Below are 20,332 nucleotides of genomic sequence, written 5' to 3' on the forward strand. Positions count from 1 at the left end.
GAACGCCTGCCGCGCTGCGGCAGGCCGGACATCCTGGCGATCAGACGAGCTGCAGCTCGAACGCCTTGAGCACCGCACGTGTGCGGTCGCGCACGCCGAGCTTGCTGAGGATATTGGAGACGTGGTTCTTGATCGTGCCCTCGGCCACGCCGAGCGAGTTGGCGATCTCCTTGTTGGAGAAGCCGCCCGCCATCAGCCGCAGGATCTCGGTCTCGCGGTCGGTGAGGGGATCCGGGCGATCGAGGCTGACGAACTCGTTGCGCATGTGTTCCAGCCCCGAGAGCAGGCGCTGGGTCACCGCCGGCTGCACCAGCGAGCCGCCGCCGGCGACGGTGCGGATGGCGCCGACCAGCTGTTCGAGCGACACGTCTTTGAGCAGGTAGCCCTTGGCGCCGGCCTTCATCCCGGCCAGCACCAGCTGGTCGTCGTCGAACGTGGTCAGAATGATGGTAGGCGGCAGTTCGCCGCTGCGAGAGAGCGCCTGCAGCGCCTCCAGCCCGGACATCGCCGGCATGCGCATGTCCATCAGCACCACGTCGGGCTTGACCTGCGGGATCAGTTCCACCGCCTGCTTGCCGTCGCCGGCCTCGGCGATGACCTCGATCCCGCCATCGAGCGCGAGCAGCGAGCGGATGCCCTGCCTCACCAGGGTCTGGTCGTCGACCAGGCAGACACGGATCATGGAACCTCCAGCGGGTGGTGTCGGATCGCGCCGGCCCCGGGCGCGACGGGTGGCGGGGTCGGAGCGGATGCAGCCGGCGCGCCGTCGTCGAGCGCGACCACGGTGCCCTCCATCGGCAGCCGCAGGCGAACGGCGAAGCCGTGGCCCGGCGAAGTCTCCACCTGCAGCACGCCGCCGTGCGCGGCCAGGCGCTCGCGCATGCCGAGCAGGCCGTTGCCGGCGGTGGCGACCTCGGCACCGCGGCCGTCGTCGCGGGCATCGAGCACCACCGCGTCGCCGTCGAACCCGTAGCGCAGGCGCAGGAGGCTGGCCTCGGCATGGCGGACCGCATTGGTGATGATTTCCTGGGTGCAGCGCAGCAGCACGTGCGCGCGCTCGGGATCATCGACCAGGAAGGTCTGCGGCATGTCCATGTCGATGCGCAGGCCGGGCACGTTGTCGGCCAGCGGCAGCAGGGTCGCGCGCATGTCGATCGCGTCGTCGTCGCGCAGCCGGCTCACCGCTTCGCGCACGTCGCTCAGCAGCAGCTTGGCCAGCGTGTGCGCCTGGGTGACGTGCTCCTGCGCCTGGCCGCTCACCAGATGGTTGGCGACTTCCAGGTTGAGGCTCAGCGCGGTGAGGTGGTGGCCCAGCAGGTCGTGCAGTTCGCGCGAGATGCGGGTGCGCTCGTTGACCCGCACGCTCTCGGCCAGCAGTGCGCGGGTGGCGCGCAACTCCGCGTTCAGCCGGCGTTGCTCGTCGCGCGCCAGCACCTGCTGCCGGGCCACGTAGCCGGTGGCGAACACGAAACAGGTGAAACCGGCGTACAGCACCGACTGCATCACCGCCTCGAACCACATGAATCCCAGGGCGCGGGTGTAGACCGGGATCACCACCAGTTCGCTGAGCACCAGCACGCCGATGCTGGCCGGAAGCGGCAGCAGCCACGGCAGCACGCAGGCCGCCACCATCAGCAGCAGCACGCCCAGCCCGCTGTTGCTGTAGTAACTCAGCGCGACCGCGCTGCCGATCATCAGCGCCAGCAGCACGTAGTCGAGCAGGTTCACCCGGCGCGCATCCAGGGCGCGGCTGAGCCAGGCGAAGCTGGCCCCGAACACCGCCCAGGCCACCCAGGCCGGCCAGCCGGCGCCGACGGCCGCGGGATCGGCCTCGTCCACCGGCCTGGAGATCAGCCACAGCGGCATCACGATCACCACCCAGGTGAACAGTCCGGCGTAGCGCAGCAGGCGGGCATGGTCGAGACGCGACAGCATGGGCGCATGGTAGGCGCTTTCCGGCGGCCGGCGAGTCCCTCGGAAGTCATACGGGCCGCGTGCGCGCGTTCGCGGGTGGGCGGGCAGCGTGCGATAATCCGCACCGGCGCCGCGGCGGCCGCCATGCGGCGTTCGCGCCGTTGACCGGTCCGCGGGGCCGGTGAGCGTGCCGGCGCCTGAGGCATGCCACGCATCCGGTCGCCCGGCGGGCGATGCGGCGCGCCGGGTCGGCTCTGCCTCCCCGGCCGACGCGACCGGGCGCGGCCATGCCCCGGCGCGCGGATCGCCCACGCGCCCGAAGTCTTCTGGAGTCAGGAATGTCGATCGTCATCCGCGACGTGCGTGAGCACGAGCTGGATTCCATCCTCGCCCTCAACAACGCCGCTGGCCCGACGATCCTGCCGCTGGACGCGGCCCGCTTCCGCAAGTTCTACGACAGCGCCGAGTATTTCCGCATCGCCGAGCGCGACGGCACCCTGGCCGGGTTCCTGGTCGGCTTCGGCTCCGACGCCGACCACGACAGCAGCAACTTCCACTGGTTCCGCGCCCACTGCGACCGGTTCTTCTACATCGACCGGATCGTGGTCGCCAGCCGCCGCCGCGGCGGCGGCGTCGGTCGCGCGTTCTACGCCGATGCCCAGAGCTATGCCGAACTGCGCTATCCGCTGCTGACCTGCGAGGTGTTCCTCGAGCACGACGCCGACCCGGTGCGCCTGTTCCACGGCAGCTTCGGCTTCCACGAGATCGGACAGCACGTGATGCCGGAGAGCGGCATCCGCGCCTCGATGATGTCCAAGGACATGTGCAGCTACCCGTGGGTGCGCGACACCTACGGCGAGGACCTGCCCGACGAGCCCTGGCTGCAGCGCCCCCGCGCGCCCTCCGCGGTGGCGAACGCATGAGCGCGGCGATGGACTACGAACAGGCCGGGGAACTGAAGATCGGCCAGGTCGGCATCGCCAACCTGCGCGTGCGCACGCTGGATGTCGCGCGCCTGGCCGCGGAAATGCGCGACCGGGTCTCGCGCGCGCCGAAGCTGTTCGCGCGGGCCGCGGTGATCGTCGATTTCGGCGGGCTGGCCGCCACCCCCGACACCGCCACCGCGCGCGCCCTGATCGAGGCCCTGCGCGAGGCCGGGGTGCTGCCGGTGGCGCTGGCCTGGGGCAGCAGCGACAACGAAGCCCTGGCGGTGGCGCTCGGACTGCCGCTGCTGGCCAAGTTCCGGGCCCAGTACGAGCCCGTCGCAGGGCAGCCCGAGACGCCGGCCGCGGTCCCGCCGCCCGCGCCCGCCAGGGTGGTCGACGCCCCCGCCCCGGCCAAGGCCGCGCCGCCTCGCGGCGACGCCGCGCCCGGCCTGGTGCAGGCGCCGCCGGTGCGCTCGGGCCAGCAGGTCTACGCCGAGAACCGCGACCTGACCGTGCTGTCGCAGGTGGGCGCGGGCGCCGAGGTGATCGCCGACGGCTCGATCCACATCTACGGTCCGCTGCGCGGCCGGGCGCTGGCCGGCGCCCAGGGCAACGAGAAGGCGCGCATCTTCTGCCGCGCCTTCCACGCCGAACTGGTCGCCGTGGCCGGCCATTACAAAGTGCTGGAAGATATCCCCAGCGAACTGCACGGCAAGCCGGTGCAGGTCTGGCTCGAAAACGAAGAACTCAAGATCGCCGCACTCGATTGACGGCGACACTCACAGGAGACGTGTTTTGGCAGAAATCATCGTGGTCACCTCGGGCAAGGGCGGCGTCGGCAAGACGACCAGCAGCGCGAGCATCGCCAACGGACTGGCGCGCCGCGGCAAGAAGGTCGCCGTCATCGACTTCGACGTCGGCCTGCGCAACCTCGACCTGATCATGGGCTGCGAGCGCCGGGTGGTGTATGACTTCGTCAACGTCGTCCAGGGCGAAGCCTCGCTGCGCCAGGCGCTGATCAAGGACAAGCGGTTCGAGAACCTCTACGTGCTGGCCGCCTCGCAGACCCGCGACAAGGACGCGCTGACCACCGAAGGCGTGGAGAAGGTGCTGAAGGACCTGTCCGACGACGGCTTCGAGTACATCGTCTGCGACTCGCCCGCGGGCATCGAGAAGGGCGCGTTCCTGGCGATGTACTTCGCCGACCGCGCCATCGTGGTGGTCAACCCCGAGGTGTCCTCAGTGCGCGACTCCGACCGCATCCTCGGCCTGCTGTCGTCCAAGACCCGCAAGGCCGAGGCCGGCGAGCGGGTGCAGGAGCACCTGCTGCTCACCCGCTACAACCCCGATCGCGTCGGCAAGGGCGAGATGCTCTCGATCACCGACGTCGAGGAGGTGCTTGGCATCAAGACGCTCGGCGTGATCCCCGAATCGCCCGACGTGCTGGACGCCTCCAACAAGGGCGAGCCGGTGATCCTGGCCGGCGAGTCCAACGCGGGCCAGGCCTACGACGACGCCGTCGCCCGCCTGCTCGGCGAAGACCGGCCGATGCGCTTCACCCAGGCGGACAAGAAGGGCTTCTTCAGCAAGCTCTTCGGGGGTTGATGATGGGACTGTTCGATTTCCTCAAGCCCAAGCAGAACACCGCCGCGATCGCCAAGGACCGCCTGCGCATCATCGTCGCGCAGGAACGCACCAGCCGCGGCGCGCCCGACTACCTGCCGCTGCTGCAGCGCGAACTGCTGGAAGTGATCCGCAAGTACGTCAGCGTCGATGTCGACGCGGTCAAGGTGGACCTGGTCAAGGACGGCGAACACGACGTGCTCGACATCTCGGTTGCCCTGCCCGACGGGCGGACAGCGACCGCCTGAGCCCCGCGGTGGCGCCGAGCCCGGTGGCCGACGGCGGATGCCGGCGCGGCCGCACGGCACGCCCGGCGGCTGCGGCTGCGGCGCGCATCCGACCGCGCCGGTCCACGGCTCACCGCTCCGCCGCCGTTCCACCATGACCCTGCAAGACGCCGCTCCATCCCCCGCGCTCCTGCTGCTGCGCGAGATCGCGTTCGACGACTGCGCCCACCTGCTGTCGCGCTACGGGCTGCGGCTGTGCCGGGTCGCGGACGGCGCGGCGATTCCCGGCAGCTACTGGGGCGAGCCGGAGGCCGGCATCGTCGGCAGCGACGTGTTCGTGCGCGCCGACACGCCGGTGCATTCGCTGCTGCACGAGGCCTCGCACCTGATCGTGCTGCCGCCGGCGCGGCGCCAGTCGGTGCATACCGATGCGACCGACTCGGTCGAGGAAGAAGACGCGGTCTGCCTGCTGCAGGCGCTCCTCGGCGATGCCCTGCACGGCGTGGGGCGCGCGCGCGTGCTGGCCGACATGGATGCCTGGGGCTATACCTTCCGCCTGGGCAGCGCGCGCGCCTATTTCGAGCGCGACGCCGACGCTGCATGGGCCTGGCTGCAGGCGCGCGGGCTGGTGGATGCGCAACGCCGCCTGGCTGTCGCACCGGACATCGGACATCGCGGGCCGGCCTGAGGCCGCGCGTCCAGCCCCACTTGCGGACGCCCGGGGCGCGCTCTAGCCTGCGCGCATCGCTCCGAGCGCAACTCCGGGAAACGCCGTGATCCTCCGCAACCGCCTGCTCGCCCTGGCCATCGGCGCCAGCCTTGCCCTCTCCGCCTGCCAGCGCGAACCCTCCCCGTCTGGCGAGACCGGCGACGCGCCCGCGTCCTCGCAGGCCGCGCCGCAGGACGAGACCGCTGACCAGTTCATCGCCCGCGTCAACGCCGAACTCAAGGCGATGTACCCCGAGCTGACCGCGGCGCAGTGGCTGTCGAGCACCTACATCACCGACGACAGCCAGCTGCTGGCGGCCAAGGCCAACGAGAAGTTCCTGACCTCGCTCAACGACTGGATCGAGCAGTCGAAGAAGTTCGAGGGCCAGGAGATGTCGCCGCAGACCGCGCGCGCGATCACCCTGCTCAAGCTCGGCACCGCGATGCCGGCGCCGAAGGATCCGGCCAAGCTCGCCGAGCTGACCCGCATCGCCACCCGCATGGAAGGCATGTACGGAAGCGGCAGCTACTGCACGACCGCGGGCGATTCGAAGAGCTGCCGCCAGCTGGGCGAACTCGAGGACGTGCTGCGCAACGACCGCGACTACGACGCCCAGCTGGAAGCGTGGCAGGGCTGGCACACCATCTCCCAGCCCATGCGCGAGGATTACCAGCGCTTCGTTGCGCTGGTGAACGAAGGCGCGAAGGAACTCGGCTATGCCGACGCCGGCGAGATGTGGCGCTCGGGCTACGACATGTCACCCGCCGAGCTCGCCGCCGAGACCGACCGCCTGTGGGGCCAGGTCAAGCCGCTGTACGAGCAGCTGCACTGCTACACCCGCACCCGGCTCGAGGCGCAGTACCCGGGCCGCGGCGCGGTGAACGGGCTGCTGCCCGCGCACCTGCTCGGCAACATGTGGCAGCAGGACTGGGGCAACCTCTGGGACGTGCTCGCGCCCTACAGCGAGCAGGAAGCCGGCGCCGACCTGGACGTGACTGCCGCGCTCGAGCGTCGCTACCAGTCCGACCTCAACGCGCGCCTGGCGAAGGAGAACGCGCTGATCGACACCGACCGCCGGGTGGAAGTGGTGCGCGAGGCACAGCTGGAGGATGCCAGGCGCATGACCCGCCAGGCCGAGGAGTTCTACACCTCGCTCGGCATGCCGAAGCTGCCCGAGAGCTACTGGCAGAAGACCCAGTTCATCAAGCCGCGCGACCGCGACGTGGTCTGCCACGCCAGCGCTTGGGACATGAACATGGGTGGCGAGGACGGCAAGTCGCCGGACGTGCGTACCAAGATGTGCATCAAGCCCAACGAGGAAGACTTCACCACGATCTACCACGAGCTCGGGCACGTCTATTACTACCTGGCCTACAACGACCAGCCGCCGCTGTTCCAGGGCGGCGCGCACGACGGCTTCCACGAGGCGATCGGCGACACCATCGTGCTGGCGATGACGCCGGGCTACCTGCAGTCGATCGGCCTGGTCGGCGCGCAGCAGCCCAGCCGCGAGGCGCTGATCAACTCGCAGATGCGGATGGCGCTGGCCAAGGTGTCGTTCCTGCCGTTCGGGCTGATGATCGACCGCTGGCGCTGGGGCGTGTTCGACGGCTCGATCACGCCGGAGAACTACAACGCCGCGTGGTGGGAACTGAAGGCGAAGTACCAGGGCGTGGCGCCGGTGACGGCGCGCGGCGAGGAATTCTTCGACCCGGGCGCGAAGTACCACGTGCCGGGCAACACGCCGTACACGCGCTACTTCCTCTCGCACGTGCTGCAGTTCCAGTTCTACAAGTCGCTGTGCGAGGCGGCCGGCTTCAAGGGCCCGCTGTACGAATGCACCTTCGCCGGCAACCAGGCCGCGGGCGAGAAGTTCTGGTCGATGCTGTCCAAGGGCAACAGCCAGCCCTGGCAGCAGACCATGACCGAGCTCACCGGCGGCGAGCAGATGGACGCCTCGGCGGTGCTGGAATACTTCGCACCGCTGCAGGAGTGGCTGAAGACCCAGAACGAGGGCAAGACCTGCGGCTGGCAGGCGTCAGTCGCACCTGCCGCACCCGCCGCACCGACGCCCCCGGCGGCACCCGGGCCCGAACGGGACGCGACCGCCACCCGGAGCTGACGTTCGGCTGCGAGCGCGGGATGTTCGCCTCGGCGCCGCCCGCCAGGCGGGCGGCTGCCCTATGATGGCAGGGTCACTCCAGGGGGAAAACTCGATGCCGTCCGTCCGCTGCCGGGGCCTGTCCGGCCTGCTTGCGCTGTCCGCCTTCACCACGGCCCTCGCGGGCCAGCCGCCGCGCATGCATGCGGAACCAAGCCGCACGCCCGCGCAGAAGCAACAGCTCGCATGGCGCGCCGCGGACACCATTGCGGTGCCCGCCACGCGCCTGCACTACGGCGAAATGAGCCCCAGGCGCATCCTTGCGCTTCACCACGCCAATACCGTCCGCACCGGCAAGCCGCTTCAGATCGGCATCGCACGCGAGGCCGCGGGGGAAGCGCGTAGCGCCGATCTGCCGCCGCTGCGCTGGACGACGCGCGCCGACGGCAGCTCGGTGGCCAGGATCGAACTGCTGTCGCCCCTCGCATACGGCATCCGCGCCGGCCTGGACGTGTCGCGACTGGACCCGCGCGCCGAGTTGCGCTTCGCCGGTTCGGCCCGTCCCGACGTGGTGCTGGCCACGCTCACCGGTGCACAGGCGCGCGCCCGTCGCGGCGACGACGGCCTGTACTGGACCCCCGCGACGGATGGCGAGACGCAGCTGATCGAGCTCTGGCTTCCGGCGGATGCCTCCCCTGCCGATGTGCAGCTGCGGGCACCGCGCCTGAGCCACCTGATGACCAACGCGCTGGACGACTTCAAGATCCTCAAAAACGTCGGCGCCTCCGACACGTGCAACATCGACACCGTGTGCCGGGTGGGCCAGCTCGGGCAGACGTTCGTCAACGCGAAGGCGGCCGTGGCGCGAATGATCTTCGTGCTCGACGGCGGCAGCTACTACTGCACAGGTACGCTGCTCAACGATACCGACGCCGCGACCCAGGTGCCCCTGTTCCATACGGCGCACCACTGCATCCCGACCCAGTCGGTCGCGATCACCCTGAACACCTACTGGAATTTCGAGTCCACGGCGTGTGGTGTCGATGCCCCCGCGAGCTACACCATGTTGACCGGTGGCGCGGACTACCTGTATTCCAGCGAATCCACCGACGGTGCCCTGCTGCGCCTGCGCGACAACGCGCCTGCAGGCGCAACCTTCGCGGGCTGGGATGCGAATGTCCTGCCGGCTTCGAGCGCCGTGACCGCGATCCACCACCCAGCGGGCGATCTGAAGAAGGTGTCGTTCGGCCAGCACCTACCCGGCGACAGCACGGGCGTGCGGCACGCGGCCGGCTGGCTGCAGGGCACCACCGAAGGCGGCAGCAGCGGCTCGGGATTGTTCACGGTCGGCAGCGGCGGCTACTACCTGCGCGGGGGGCTCTACGGCGGCAGCGCCTCGTGCAACAACAGCGGCGCGCTCGGCAATGCCGGTAACGTGGACTGGTATTCCCGCTTCGACGTCGACTTTCCGAGCATCCGCCAGTACCTCATGCCCGCGCCCGCGGTTCCGCGGCGTCGCAACGGATCGCAGCCGCTCAGGGCACCGTAGCGTCGCGGCGCATCGGCGCTGGCGTCGCTTGCCAGCGCTGCACACCGGATCGGCGGCGGCCCGCGTTTCTCAGCCGCGTTAGAGCTGCTCCGTCGGCTCCAGCCCCGCCGGCGCCGGCGGGCACGCGGGCGGCGTGCGGCCTCGGCGCTGTTCCCAGCGCCAGAACAGCCAGCCGGCCAGCACGAACGCGGCCGCGGTGAGCGCCAGGTGCAGCGGGTCGTGGCTGACCAGCGGCGAGAGCACGCCCGCCAGCAGCGCGTTGAGCACCAGCCCCGTGAACGCCTGCAGCGACGAGGCCGAGCCGCGCTGGCGCGGGTACATGTCGAGGATCGCCAGGGTCAGGATCGGGAACACCAGCGCGATGCCGAAGGCGTTCAGCGTCATCGGCAGCACCGCCCATGGCACCGCCGGCTGCGCCGCCAGCGCGCTGTAGGCGATGTTGCCGGCCACCGCCACCCCGCTGCAGGCGAAGCCGATGTTGACCAGCCGGGTACCGCTGATCCGGCCCGCCGCGCGCCCGGATACGAAGGCGCCGAGCATCATCCCGCTGATCATGGGGATGAAGAACCAGCCGAACTGGCGTTCGTCCAGGCGCAGCAGGTCGAGCACGAACGCCGGCGCCGAGGCGATGTAGAGGAACAGCGCGGCGAAGTTGAACGCGCCCGCCGCGGCCAGGCGCTGGAAGCGCGGATTGAGCGCGATCCAAGCGTAGTCGCGCGCCAGCTTGCGCGGCGCCACCGGCAGGCGGGACTCCGCCGGCAGGGTCTCGGGCAGCCAGCGCCAGGTGGCGAGCATCAGCAGCGCCGAGAAGGCGACCAGGAACCAGAAGATCAGCGGCCAGCGGCCCCAGCCGAGCAGCCACCCGCCGATGATCGGCGCGATCGCCGGCGCGGCGCCGAAGATCATCGACACCTGGCTCATCAGCCGCTGCGCATCGTCGCCCTGCAGCACGTCGCGAATCACCGCGCGGCCCACGATCAGCCCCACGCCCGCCGACAGCCCCTGCAGCGCGCGGAACGCCAGCAGCGTGGACAGATCCTCGGCGATGGCGCAGCCGACCGAGGCCACGATGAACACCGCAAGACCCGCCAGGATCACCCGCCTACGCCCGAGGATGTCCGACAGCGGCCCGTGCACCAGGCTCATGAGCGCATAGGCGATCAGGTAGACGCTGATCGTCTGCTGCATCGCCAGCTTGTCCGCCCCCAGGTCCGCGCCCATCGCCGGGAAGGCCGGGAAGATGGTGTCGATCGAGAACGGCCCGAACATCGCCAGGCCGGCGAGCAGCAGGGCCAGGCGGCGCAGCGGTACGGCGGGCGACGTCATCGCGGTCCTTCGCCTGACGGCGACGCCGGTGGCGCGGCTCCGGGTGCGGCCGCCACGATGCCGGAGGCGAGTGGCCGGATGCCGGCGATCGATTCGACCGGCAGCACCAGTGCACGCTGCTCCGCCGGATCCCAGAGGAAGACGTAGGCGCTGCTGGTTCCGAGCATGCGCCAGTCGCCGGCGATGCGGCCCCGCCCGTCCTCCACCTGGACCGCATTGCCGCCACCGGCACGGATCGCATCGGCACGCGAATCGCTCTGGTGGAAGAGCATCATCGCCATCACCACCAGCGCGGTCAGCGTCGCCGTCGTTTCAGGATGAAGGCCGAAGTACGCCCACCAGTCGCCCCGCCGCGGGAAGAAGGCGCGGAACCACCAGCGGCGATCCAAGCGCGCGGCGCGCTCGGGATGGCGCATGCGCCAGCGCTGCGGCCAGATCGAGAGCGCCGCCACCAGCAGCGTCCACGCCAGCAACCCGGCGTAGGCCGGCCGGCGCAGGCCGGCGACGAAGTAGTCGCTGCTCTGCAGGAATTCGAGGATCGGAATGTCGAAGCCGCGGTAGAACCAGTACAGGTCCCACAGCCCGACGATCGAGACGAACAGGTAGCTGCAGGTCACCAGCAGCATCGGCTCGCGTCGGAACACGTCCCACAGGCGGCGCACGATCGAGCGGTCGGCGTCCGGATCGGCGTCGGCACCTGGAACCGGGCCGCTCAGTGGCGGCACGGGAATCGGGGCAGGCGCGGGTTCGGGCTTCACGCGTGGGCTCGCGGCGTCGGGCGTTCAGGGTAGCAAGTCGACGACGCGCCCGGCCGCCGTTCCGTGACCACGCGGGCGCGCCCGGCCGCGGGCTATAATCGGCCGGCAATCCGGTGGGAGAAGCGCGGGCCCCGGCCCGCGCTGCCGAAGGCGCAAAACGCCCGTAATCGCTCAGGCCCGATACCACCGGACGCGGCAGACACTCTGGAGAGACCGCCCGGCCCGGCCGGACACGGCGCCGAAGGGGCACGAGGCAGCGGATCCGTCCGCCCCTCCAAACTCTCAGGCAAAAGGACAGAGGGGCGCATCGCCGAAGCCGGCGAGTCCGTGCGTTGTTCCGTCCCTGCGGAACCGCCTGCGGAGGCACCGGCGCGGCACCCGCCCTCTTCCGGATCCCGCCATGTCCAAGCCTGCCGCGCCCTCCCTTCGCGAACTCGAGCACCACGACGCGTTCGTCGAACGCCACATCGGCCCCAACGACGCCGAGATCGCGCACATGCTCGGCGTGGTCGGCCACGACTCGCTGGAATCGATGACCGATGCGATCGTGCCCGGCAGCATCAAGCCCACCGGCGGCCTGGCGCTGGAAGGCTCGCTCACCGAGATCGAGGCGCTGGCGCGGATCCGCGCGATCGCGGCGAAGAACGACGTGTTCCGCAGCTTCATCGGCCAGGGGTATTACGGCACCCACACGCCCAACGTCATCCTGCGCAACATCCTCGAGAACCCGGCCTGGTACACCGCCTACACGCCCTACCAGGCGGAGATCTCGCAGGGGCGGATGGAAGCGCTGGTGAACTTCCAGCAGATGTGCGCCGACCTCACCGGCATGGACATCGCCAACGCCTCGCTGCTGGACGAGGCCACCGCCGCGGCCGAGGCGATGACGCTCGCGCGGCGCTCGGCGAAGTCGAAGTCGAACGTGTTCTTCGTCGCCGACCACGTGCATCCGCAGACGCTGGAAGTGGTGCGCACGCGCGCCGACGGCCTCGGTATCGAGCTGGTGGTCGGCCCCGCCGCCGACGCCGCGACCGTCGACAGCTTCGGCGTGCTGCTGCAGTATCCCGACACCTTCGGCCGCGTCGCCGACCACACCGCCATCGCCGAGGCCGTGCACGCGCGCAACGGCCTGCTGGCGGTGGCCACCGACCTTCTCGCGCTCACCCTGCTCAGGGCGCCCGGCGAATGGGGCGCGGACATCGTGGTCGGCAACTCGCAGCGTTTCGGCGTGCCGTTCGGCTTCGGTGGCCCGCACGCGGCGTTCATGGCCTGCCGCGACGCGTTCAAGCGCTCGATGCCCGGCCGCCTGATCGGCGTGTCGGTCGATGCCGAGGGCAAGCCGGCCTACCGCCTGACCCTGCAGACGCGCGAACAGCACATCCGCCGCGAGAAGGCGACCAGCAACATCTGCACCGCGCAGGTGCTGCTGGCGGTGATGGCGTCGATGTACGCGGTCTACCACGGCCCCGATGGCCTGACCCGCATCGCCCGCCGCGTGCATCGCCAAGCGGCGATCCTGGCCGCGGCGCTGCGCGGCGCCGGGGTGCAGGTGGGCGAGGCGTTCTTCGACACCCTGCACGTGAGCGGCGTCGATGCCGAGCAGGTGCACCTGTACGCCAGCCACCAGCGCATCAACCTGCGCAAGATCGATGCGCACAGCGTCGGTATCAGCCTCGACGAGACGGTCACCCGCGCCGACCTTGCGGCGCTGGCGAAGATCTTCGGCGCCGACCTGGACGGCAGCGCGGTCGACGCGCTCGATGCGGACGCCGGCGACGCCCTGCCCGCGGCGCTGCGGCGCGAGTCGGCGTTCCTGCAGCACCCGGTGTTCAACACCCACCACAGCGAGCACGAACTGCTGCGCTACATGCGCAGCCTCGCCGACAAGGACCTGGCGATGGACCGCACGATGATCCCCCTGGGCTCGTGCACCATGAAGCTCAACGCGACCGCGGAGATGATCCCGGTGACGTGGCCCGAGTTCGCCGACATCCATCCGCTGGCGCCGCCGTCGCAGACCCGCGGCTACCAGGAGCTGGTGGACTCGCTGGAGGCGATGCTGGTGGAGATCACCGGCTACGACGCGGTCAGCTTCCAGCCGAACTCGGGCGCCCAGGGCGAGTACGCCGGGCTGCTGGCGATCCGCGCCTGGCACGCCTCGCGCGGCGAGGGCCATCGCGACATCTGCCTGATCCCCGAGTCCGCGCACGGCACCAATCCCGCCTCGGCGCAGATGGTCGGGATGAAGGTGGTGGTGACGCGCTGCGACGCGGCCGGCAACGTCGACATCGACGACATCCGCGCCCAGGCCGAGAAGCATTCGGCCAACCTCGCCGCGATCATGATGACCTACCCCTCCACCCACGGCGTGTTCGAGGAGGACGTGGTGGAGATCTGCCGCATCGTCCATGAACACGGCGGCCAGGTGTACACGGACGGCGCCAACCTCAACGCGCTGGTGGGCCTGGCCAAGCCGGGCGAGTGGGGATCGGACGTCTCCCACCTGAACCTGCACAAGACCTTCTGCATTCCGCACGGCGGCGGCGGCCCGGGCGTGGGGCCGTGCGCGGTGAAGGCGCACCTGGCGCCGTTCCTGCCGCGCGGCTACGCCCCGCCCGCGATCGGCGCCGCCCCGCGCACTGCCGACGACGCGCAGCGCCACGGCGGCATGGTCAGCGCCGCCACCCACGGCAGCGCCAGCATCCTGCCGATCAGCTGGATGTACATCGCGATGATGGGTCAGGCCGGACTGCGCAAGGCCACCCAGGTCGCGCTGCTCAACGCGAACTACATCGCACGGCGCCTCGCGCCGCACTACCGCACGCTGTACAGCGGCCGCAACGGCCTGGTGGCGCACGAGTGCATCCTCGACCTGCGGCCGCTGGAGAAGTCCGCAGGCGTCACCGCCGAGGACGTCGCCAAGCGCCTGATCGACTTCGGCTTCCACGCGCCCACGCTGAGCTTCCCGGTCGCCGGCACGCTGATGGTGGAACCGACCGAGAGCGAATCGCTGCACGAACTCGACCGCTTCATCGACGCGATGATCCAGATCCGCGACGAGATCCGGGCGATCGAGGACGGCCGCCTGGATCGCGATGACAACCCGCTCAAGCACGCCCCGCACACCGCGACGATGGCGGCCGCCAGCGAATGGACCCACGCGTATCCGCGCGAGCTGGCGGTGTTCCCGCTGCCGGTGCTGCGCCGGCACAAGTACTGGCCGCCGGTGGCGCGCGTGGACAACGTGCACGGCGACAAGAACGTGTTCTGCGCCTGCATCCCGGTGGATGCGTTCCGCGAGGACGCCGTCGCGGGCTGACACCATGCCCGGGCGCGTGCCGGTTCGCCGGCGCGCGCCTGCCCGGACGGACGACGAAAATCCGTCGCGCCCGCAGCGCGCGAATCGCGTGGGCGGCGTGCACGCAGCGGGCTTCGCCTGTCCGTCGCGCCCGCGCAAGCCAGCCCTGCGACACGGCCTGCCGCATCGTTGCCGCGATGCGTCAGTTGCAGCCGTGCAGGGCTGCGCGCAGGCGTAGCGTGCGTGCGCGACTCACCGAGAAACGCGGCTTGCGCGAAGGGCCCGCTGGCACGGCAATTGCTTGATCCGGGCACCCCCTTGTCCGGCCCCGCCATGCTGATCGGTTCCTACCAGCCCGCCCTGGTCGCGACGTCGTACATCGTCGCGGCACTGGCCGCCTACGTCGCACTCGACATGGCCGGCCGCATCGACGCCAGCCGCGGCTGGGCCGCGCGCGGCTGGCTGCTGGGCGGCGCGATCGCGATGGGCGTCGGCATCTGGTCGATGCACTTCATCGGCATGCTGGCCTTCCGGCTGCCGATCCCGCTGGGCTACGACCTGGCGATCACCCTGTACTCGCTGCTGATCGCGATCGCCAGCGCCGGCTACGCGCTGTGGGTGGTCTCCGGCCCCAGCCTGCCGCCACGCCGGCTGATCGTCGCGGCGATCGTGCTCGGCGCGGGGATCGCGGCGATGCATTACGTCGGCATGGCCGCGATGCGGATGCTGCCCGGCATCGACTACCACCCCGGCTGGTTCGCCGCCTCGATCCTGATCGCCATGGCGTCCGCGGGCGCGGCGCTGTGGATCGCATTCCGGTTGCGCAGCGACGGCAAGGGCGTGTTCCGCCGGCGCGTGGGCGCCGCGCTGGTGATGGGCTTCGCGATCGTCGGCATGCACTACACCGGCATGGCCGCGGCGCGCTTTCCGCTCGACAGCATCTGTGGCGCGGCGCTGGCCGACGGCATCCCGCAGCACTGGCTGGCCAGCCTGGTCGGCACCACCACCTTCGCGATCCTGGCGATGGCCCTGCTGGTCGCGATCCTCGATCGCCGCCTGCAGGAGCGCACGTCGCTGCTGACCAGCTCGCTGCAGAAGGCCAACCAGGAGCTGACCTACCTCGCCCTGCACGACAACCTCACCAAACTGCCGAACCGGCTGCTGCTGGAGGACCGGCTGGAGCACGCGGTCCGGCGCGCCGGCCGCGGCGGCGGTCGCTTCGCCCTGCTGTTCGTGGACCTCGACGGCTTCAAGGCGGTCAACGACGCCTACGGCCATCCGATCGGCGACAAACTGCTGCTGCAGGTGGCGACGCGGCTGGCCGACCACCTGCGCGCCGGCGACACGCTCGCGCGGCTGGGTGGCGACGAGTTCGTGGTGCTGGCCGACATCGAGAGCGCTTCCGATGCCGCCGCGCTGGCCGAGAAGCTGCTGCAGCAGGTCGCGCGTCCGGTCGAGGTCGGACCCGGCGAGATCGACATCACCGCCAGCATCGGCGTGGCGCTGTTCGGCACCGACGGCACCACCGCCCGCGAACTGCTCGCGAATGCCGACGCGGCGATGTACTCGGCCAAGGACCAGGGCCGCAACGCCTACTGCCTGTTCGAGCCCTCGATGAACCGCGGCGCGCACGAGGAACTTGCGCTCACCCAGGACCTGCGCCGCGCGCTCGCGAACCAGGAATTCTCGCTGCACTACCAGCCCAAGTTGCGCGCGCCCGCTGGCCCGCTGATGGGGGTCGAGGCGCTGCTGCGCTGGCACCATCCCGAACAGGGCATGGTGATGCCGGACCGCTTCATCCCGCTGGCGGAGAAGACCGGGCTGATCCTGGAGATCGGCCGCTGGGTGATCAACGAAGCCTGCCGCCAGCTGGCGCAGTGGCGCGCACAGGGCATGGAGGTGCCGTCGGTCTCGGTGAACCTGTCGGCCACCCAGTTCCGGTCGCCCGGCCTGTTCGGCAAGATCCGCGATGCGCTCGAGGCCAACGGCGTGCCGGCCTCGTCGCTGGTCCTCGAGATCACCGAGTCGACCGCCATGCACGACCCCGACGCGAGCCTGGCCATCCTGCAGCGCCTCTCGGAACTGGGCGTGGGCATCTCGATCGACGACTTCGGCACCGGCTACTCCAGCCTGCTCTACCTCAAGCGGCTGCCGGCCAGCGAGCTGAAGATCGACCGCGGCTTCGTGCGCGACCTGGTGGCGGGCGGCGAGGATGCGGCGATCGTGTCGGCGATCATCGCCCTGGGCCGCACGCTCAACCTGGCGGTGATCGCCGAAGGGGTCGAGACCGCCGCGCAGCAGGACCTGCTGACCGAACTCGGCTGCACCAGCCTGCAGGGCTTCCATCTCGGCCGGCCCTGCCCCGCCACGGAGTTCGCGGCGCGCCTGGCCTGAGGCGCCGCGGGTGGGTCCGGCGGCATCGGACTAGGCGGCCATCACCATCGATTCGATCACCCGGTCCAGCGGCGCGGGACGGCCGAGGTAGTAGCCCTGGGCCTGGTCGCAGCCGTTGCGGCGGAGCCACTCGAGTTCCTCGGCCGACTCCACGCCCTCGGCCACCGTGCCCAGGCCAAGGCCGTGCGCGAGCGCGATCAGCGCCCGGCAGATCGAGGCATTGCGCTCGTCGGCATGCACGCGATGCACGAAGCCGCGGTCGATCTTGATCGTGTCCAATGGCAGGTTGCGCAGGTAGGCCATGCTCGAGAAGCCGGTGCCGAAGTCGTCGATCGCGATGCCCACGCCCGCGCCCCGCAGTTCCAGCATGCGCATGCGCGCGGCCTGCGGGCGGCGCAGCAGCACGCTCTCGGTCAACTCCACGTGCAGCGCGCCGCGCGGCAGGTCGTGGCGGCGCTGCACCTCGCGGATCACCTCGGGCACGTTGTCGGCCAGCAGCTGCACCGCCGAGACATTGACCGCGATCGCCACGTCGCGATGGCCCTGGGCGGCGACGCGCACGTGCGCCTGCGCCGCCTGTTCCAGGATCCAGTGGCCGATCGGCACGATCAGGCCCGACGCCTCGGCCAGCGGAATGAACACGTCGGGCGGCACGAAACCGCCGTCGCGCTGGCGCCAGCGCAGCAGCGCCTCCAGCGCCACGGTGCGCCCGTCGGAGATGCGCTGGATCGGCTGGAAATGCAGTTCGAACTCCTGCCGGTCGAGCGCCTCGCGGATCCGCCGCGCCAGCATCAGACGCTCGCCCGCCTGCACCGCCATGATCCGGTCGTACGCCATGACCGGCACCTGCTCCTGCCAGGCCTGCAGCGCCGCCAGCGCCGCGTGGCCTGCCACCTGCTCGGCAGTCTCGTCGGGCCCGGGGCCCTCGGCGATGCCGATCGAAGCCTCGACCGGGTGCGCGCCGCCTTCGAGTTCGACCGGCGCATCGATCGCCTGTTCCAGTTCCGACAGCAGTTCCGCGCGCCGCGAGGGGTCCAGCGCCACCACCACGAACGACTGCCCCGGCCAGTGGCAGGCCAGCCCGAACCGTTCGCCGATCAGCTCGATCCGCCCGGCCACCTCGCGCAGCAGGGCGTCGCCGATGCGCTGGCCAAGCGTGGGCGCCAGCCGTTCGAGTTCGCGCAGGCGCACATAGGCCACCACGTAGCGCTCGGCGTGCCCCTGCTTCACCAGCGCATCGAGCTGGGCGGTGAGCGAGGCGAGCGTCGGCAGACCGGTGGTCGGGTCGTGGCTGGCGCGCCAGGCGAGGTCGCGCTCGTAGGCGACCCGGTCGCTGACGTCCTCCGCCAGGACCAGCCGCGCGGGCCGTCCGGAGAACTCGATGCCGCTGCTGAATACGCGTGCCTCCAGCAGGCTGCCATCGCGGCGGCGATGGGTCCACACGCCGTCCACGTCCGCGCCGTGCGAACGTTGCAGCATCGATTCGCGCACCAGGCGCTCGTCGTCCGGCGGCCGGATGTCGAGGATCGTCATCGTCAGGAACTCGTCCACGCTGTAACCGTAGGCCGACACCGCCGCACGGTTGACGGCGAGAAAACGCAGCGACTGTGCGTCGAACACCCAGAACGGAAGCGGATTGCGCTCGAACAGCGCCCGGAACTGCGCCTCGGCGCGTTCGATTCGCGCATGCGCTTCGTGCCGGTCGGTGACGTCGACCACGGTGCCGGCGAACTGCCCGCCGCCGCCCCGGGCGTCCCCGACGACGCCACCGCGGGCGCTGATCCAGCGCAGCCGCCCATCGTCCAGCAGGACGCGGTACTCGGCGACGAAGGGCTGCCTGCTGGCCTGCGCGCGGGCGAACTCCAGCTGTACCCGCTCGCGATCCTCCGGGTGCATGCGGCTGAAGAATCGCGCCACCGGCCAGGCCGCCTCCACCGCCTCGAAGCCGAACATCGCGGCGGTGTGGGCGGACACCTGGGCGTGTTCGCCGTCGGCTTCCATCCGCCATACCCCGGTGTTGGCAGCACGCTGCGCCTGGTCGAGCCAGTCGGCCTGGGCGCTGAGTTCGTCCACCAGCAGCGCATGCGAGCGTTCGGCGACGGTGAGCCGGCGCACCAGGAAGGCCAGGCCGGACCAGTAGAGCAGCGACACGCCCAGCGACACCGCCGCCAGGCGGTACCATGTGGCCAACGCTTCGTGGATGCCCACCCCGACCGACACCACCAGCGGATAGCCGCTGGCGGCGCTGAAGCCGCGGGCGCGGTCGATCCCGTCCAGCGGGCTCGTGCTGCGCCGCGTGACCGCCTCGGCGCCGCCGCGGATCGCCTCCGGCAGGTCGAGGTGCCGGCCGGTGAAGCCCTCGCCGTCGCCGTCCGGCACGCGCGCCAGCAGGGTGCCGTCGCGGTCCAGGATCACCACGTTGCCCACGCGGCCCACATCCAGGTCGCGCATCATGCCCGCCAGCTCGCCGGTGTGCAGCCGCGCCAGCAGCCAGCGTGACTCGTCGTAGGGCAACGCCAGCCGCAGCCACCATCCGCCGGTATCGCCGGCCTGCAGCGGACCGATCGCAAGCCCCCCGCGCGACGCGCTGCGCGCGTGCCATTGCGGGAACTCCGGATCGCCCTGGCCCTCGGACAGCGCATCGCCCTGCGCGTCCACCAGCACGATCGAATGCAGTTCCTGCTGGCGCGCGACCACGCCGCTGATCGACTCGTCGAGCAGCAGGTCGCGCTGGTCGGGCGACAGGGCAGCCCAGGCCGCGGCGTCAGCGGCGATGCCGGACAGGGCGCGCTCGAGATTTCGCAGCCCGTAATGCAGCAGGCGGTCGACGCCCGTCGCCACCGCCAGACTCTGGCGGTGGGCGGCATCGATCCGTGCCTGGCGGTCGTGCCACAGCAGCACCGCCAGCCCCCCCATCAGCAGCAGCCCCAGCCCGATGCCCACGCGTCGCACCGTGGATGCCGAACCGGGCCTCCGCGCCTGCAGTTGTCCTGCCATCGCGGTCCAGTCCATGAGACTACGGCCCCACCATGCCAAGCGGGCCGCCGACACGCAAGCCGCGTCGCAGCGTGCCGCAGGGCGGTCGCCCCCGGCGACGCGCCCCGGCCGTCGGCGTCCGCATCACGCCTGTCGCGTCGCGCGCGGGCGGCGGGCGGCAGGCAGCGGCTCGCCGGCGTCGTCGTAGGCCGGCGGTGCGTACATATTGAGCGTGCGCAGCGGGGTGCGGCCGGTATTGCGGATCTCGTGCCGCTCGCCGCGTTCGATCACCAGCAGGCTGCCCGCGCGCAGGCGCCGCCGCACGCCGTCGACGATCGCCAGGCCCGTGCCCGAGACCACGAACAGCCACTGGTCGGTGCCGCGGTGGGCATTGTCGGGCCCGCCCTCCCGGTCGCCGGGCGCCAGCACCATTTCGGCCGCCTGCACCTTGCGCACCGTGAGCGCAGGCCGGAAGCCCTGTCCGAAGCGTAGATGTTTCGACTGCATCGCGATGCCCCTCCTGCGCCGACT

The 20,332-nt window shown here is 70.8% G+C and carries 15 protein-coding genes and 1 riboswitch; of the genes, 9 read left to right on the plus strand and 6 right to left on the minus strand.

What is annotated here, in order from left to right; genetic code table 11:
* Positions 1-40 precede the first annotated feature (40 nt).
* The gene (locus tag QFW80_RS06345; RefSeq protein ID WP_280579388.1) at positions 41-682 is read right to left on the minus strand and encodes a response regulator; all 642 of its coding nucleotides are present in this window, start codon (positions 680-682) and stop codon (positions 41-43) included.
* Positions 679-1,935, minus strand: coding sequence for a sensor histidine kinase (locus QFW80_RS06350; protein ID WP_280600655.1), 1,257 nt, complete (start codon positions 1,933-1,935; stop codon positions 679-681). The genes QFW80_RS06345 and QFW80_RS06350 overlap by 4 nt, the downstream gene beginning before the upstream one ends.
* Before the next feature lie 317 nt (positions 1,936-2,252).
* On the opposite strand from QFW80_RS06350, the gene QFW80_RS06355 reads away from it, so the two are divergent.
* From QFW80_RS06355 to QFW80_RS06385, 7 genes are all read left to right on the plus strand, one after another.
* Positions 2,253-2,837, plus strand: coding sequence for a GNAT family N-acetyltransferase (locus tag QFW80_RS06355; RefSeq protein WP_280600658.1), 585 nt, complete (start codon positions 2,253-2,255; stop codon positions 2,835-2,837).
* Positions 2,834-3,610 (plus strand): septum site-determining protein MinC, encoded by a 777-nt coding sequence (minC, locus tag QFW80_RS06360; RefSeq protein WP_280600660.1) that lies wholly within the window; start codon positions 2,834-2,836, stop codon positions 3,608-3,610. Before QFW80_RS06355 ends, minC begins: the two co-directional genes overlap by 4 nt.
* Before the next feature lie 25 nt (positions 3,611-3,635).
* The gene (gene minD, locus QFW80_RS06365; protein ID WP_280600661.1) at positions 3,636-4,445 is read left to right on the plus strand and encodes a septum site-determining protein MinD; all 810 of its coding nucleotides are present in this window, start codon (positions 3,636-3,638) and stop codon (positions 4,443-4,445) included.
* Positions 4,446-4,447: 2 nt separating this feature from the next.
* Positions 4,448-4,711 carry a cell division topological specificity factor MinE gene (gene minE / locus QFW80_RS06370; protein ID WP_280579382.1) on the plus strand — a complete coding sequence of 88 codons (264 nt, stop codon included), beginning with the start codon at positions 4,448-4,450 and terminating at the stop codon, positions 4,709-4,711.
* Between the two features lie 133 nt (positions 4,712-4,844).
* The gene (locus QFW80_RS06375; protein WP_280600663.1) at positions 4,845-5,378 is read left to right on the plus strand and encodes a hypothetical protein; all 534 of its coding nucleotides are present in this window, start codon (positions 4,845-4,847) and stop codon (positions 5,376-5,378) included.
* A gap of 85 nt (positions 5,379-5,463) precedes the next feature.
* Positions 5,464-7,521 (plus strand): M2 family metallopeptidase, encoded by a 2,058-nt coding sequence (locus QFW80_RS06380; protein ID WP_280600664.1) that lies wholly within the window; start codon positions 5,464-5,466, stop codon positions 7,519-7,521.
* Positions 7,522-7,615: 94 nt separating this feature from the next.
* Positions 7,616-9,049 (plus strand): trypsin-like serine peptidase, encoded by a 1,434-nt coding sequence (locus QFW80_RS06385; protein WP_280600666.1) that lies wholly within the window; start codon positions 7,616-7,618, stop codon positions 9,047-9,049.
* A 78-nt stretch (positions 9,050-9,127) separates the two neighbouring features.
* On the opposite strand, the gene QFW80_RS06390 is transcribed toward QFW80_RS06385, so the two are convergent.
* Both QFW80_RS06390 and QFW80_RS06395 read right to left on the minus strand, forming a co-directional pair.
* A complete protein-coding gene (locus QFW80_RS06390; RefSeq protein WP_280600667.1) occupies positions 9,128-10,375 on the minus strand; it encodes a multidrug effflux MFS transporter in 1,248 nt (415 codons plus the stop codon).
* On the minus strand, positions 10,372-11,133 hold the full coding sequence (locus QFW80_RS06395; protein WP_280600668.1) for a hypothetical protein: 762 nt from the start codon (positions 11,131-11,133) through the stop codon (positions 10,372-10,374). Before QFW80_RS06395 ends, QFW80_RS06390 begins: the two co-directional genes overlap by 4 nt.
* A gap of 194 nt (positions 11,134-11,327) precedes the next feature.
* Positions 11,328-11,441, plus strand: a riboswitch (glycine riboswitch).
* 92 nt (positions 11,442-11,533) lie between these two features.
* Between QFW80_RS06395 and gcvP the strand changes: the two genes are divergently transcribed.
* Together gcvP and QFW80_RS06405 are read left to right on the plus strand one after the other, a co-directional pair.
* On the plus strand, positions 11,534-14,452 hold the full coding sequence (gene gcvP, locus QFW80_RS06400) for an aminomethyl-transferring glycine dehydrogenase (protein WP_280600670.1): 2,919 nt from the start codon (positions 11,534-11,536) through the stop codon (positions 14,450-14,452).
* A gap of 315 nt (positions 14,453-14,767) precedes the next feature.
* A complete protein-coding gene (locus QFW80_RS06405) occupies positions 14,768-16,825 on the plus strand; it encodes a putative bifunctional diguanylate cyclase/phosphodiesterase (RefSeq protein ID WP_425603524.1) in 2,058 nt (685 codons plus the stop codon).
* A 30-nt stretch (positions 16,826-16,855) separates the two neighbouring features.
* Here QFW80_RS06405 and QFW80_RS06410 read toward each other — a convergent pair whose 3' ends face one another.
* Positions 16,856-19,822 (minus strand): bifunctional diguanylate cyclase/phosphodiesterase, encoded by a 2,967-nt coding sequence (locus tag QFW80_RS06410; protein ID WP_280600675.1) that lies wholly within the window; start codon positions 19,820-19,822, stop codon positions 16,856-16,858.
* A gap of 123 nt (positions 19,823-19,945) precedes the next feature.
* Positions 19,946-20,308: a cupin domain-containing protein gene (locus QFW80_RS06415; RefSeq protein ID WP_280600676.1), complete on the minus strand. Its 363-nt coding sequence runs from the start codon at positions 20,306-20,308 to the stop codon at positions 19,946-19,948.
* Between the last annotated feature and the right edge of the window lie 24 nt (positions 20,309-20,332).

Origin of the sequence: Luteimonas rhizosphaericola, from assembly GCF_029888045.1 — a bacterium.
GTDB classification, from domain to species: Bacteria; Pseudomonadota; Gammaproteobacteria; order Xanthomonadales; family Xanthomonadaceae; genus Luteimonas; species Luteimonas rhizosphaericola.

What these genes read in the sequence shown, in the direction of transcription:
- QFW80_RS06345 (WP_280579388.1), bottom strand. Translation starts at nt 682, where the DNA reads ATGATCCGTGTCTGCCTGGTCGACGACCAGACCCTGGTGAGGCAGGGC.
- QFW80_RS06350 (WP_280600655.1), bottom strand. Translation starts at nt 1,935, where the DNA reads ATGCTGTCGCGTCTCGACCATGCCCGCCTGCTGCGCTACGCCGGACTG.
- QFW80_RS06355 (WP_280600658.1), top strand. Translation starts at nt 2,253, where the DNA reads ATGTCGATCGTCATCCGCGACGTGCGTGAGCACGAGCTGGATTCCATC.
- minC (WP_280600660.1), top strand. Translation starts at nt 2,834, where the DNA reads ATGAGCGCGGCGATGGACTACGAACAGGCCGGGGAACTGAAGATCGGC.
- minE (WP_280579382.1), top strand. Translation starts at nt 4,448, where the DNA reads ATGGGACTGTTCGATTTCCTCAAGCCCAAGCAGAACACCGCCGCGATC.
- QFW80_RS06375 (WP_280600663.1), top strand. Translation starts at nt 4,845, where the DNA reads ATGACCCTGCAAGACGCCGCTCCATCCCCCGCGCTCCTGCTGCTGCGC.
- QFW80_RS06385 (WP_280600666.1), top strand. Translation starts at nt 7,616, where the DNA reads ATGCCGTCCGTCCGCTGCCGGGGCCTGTCCGGCCTGCTTGCGCTGTCC.
- QFW80_RS06390 (WP_280600667.1), bottom strand. Translation starts at nt 10,375, where the DNA reads ATGACGTCGCCCGCCGTACCGCTGCGCCGCCTGGCCCTGCTGCTCGCC.
- gcvP (WP_280600670.1), top strand. Translation starts at nt 11,534, where the DNA reads ATGTCCAAGCCTGCCGCGCCCTCCCTTCGCGAACTCGAGCACCACGAC.
- QFW80_RS06410 (WP_280600675.1), bottom strand. Translation starts at nt 19,822, where the DNA reads ATGGCAGGACAACTGCAGGCGCGGAGGCCCGGTTCGGCATCCACGGTG.
- QFW80_RS06415 (WP_280600676.1), bottom strand. Translation starts at nt 20,308, where the DNA reads ATGCAGTCGAAACATCTACGCTTCGGACAGGGCTTCCGGCCTGCGCTC.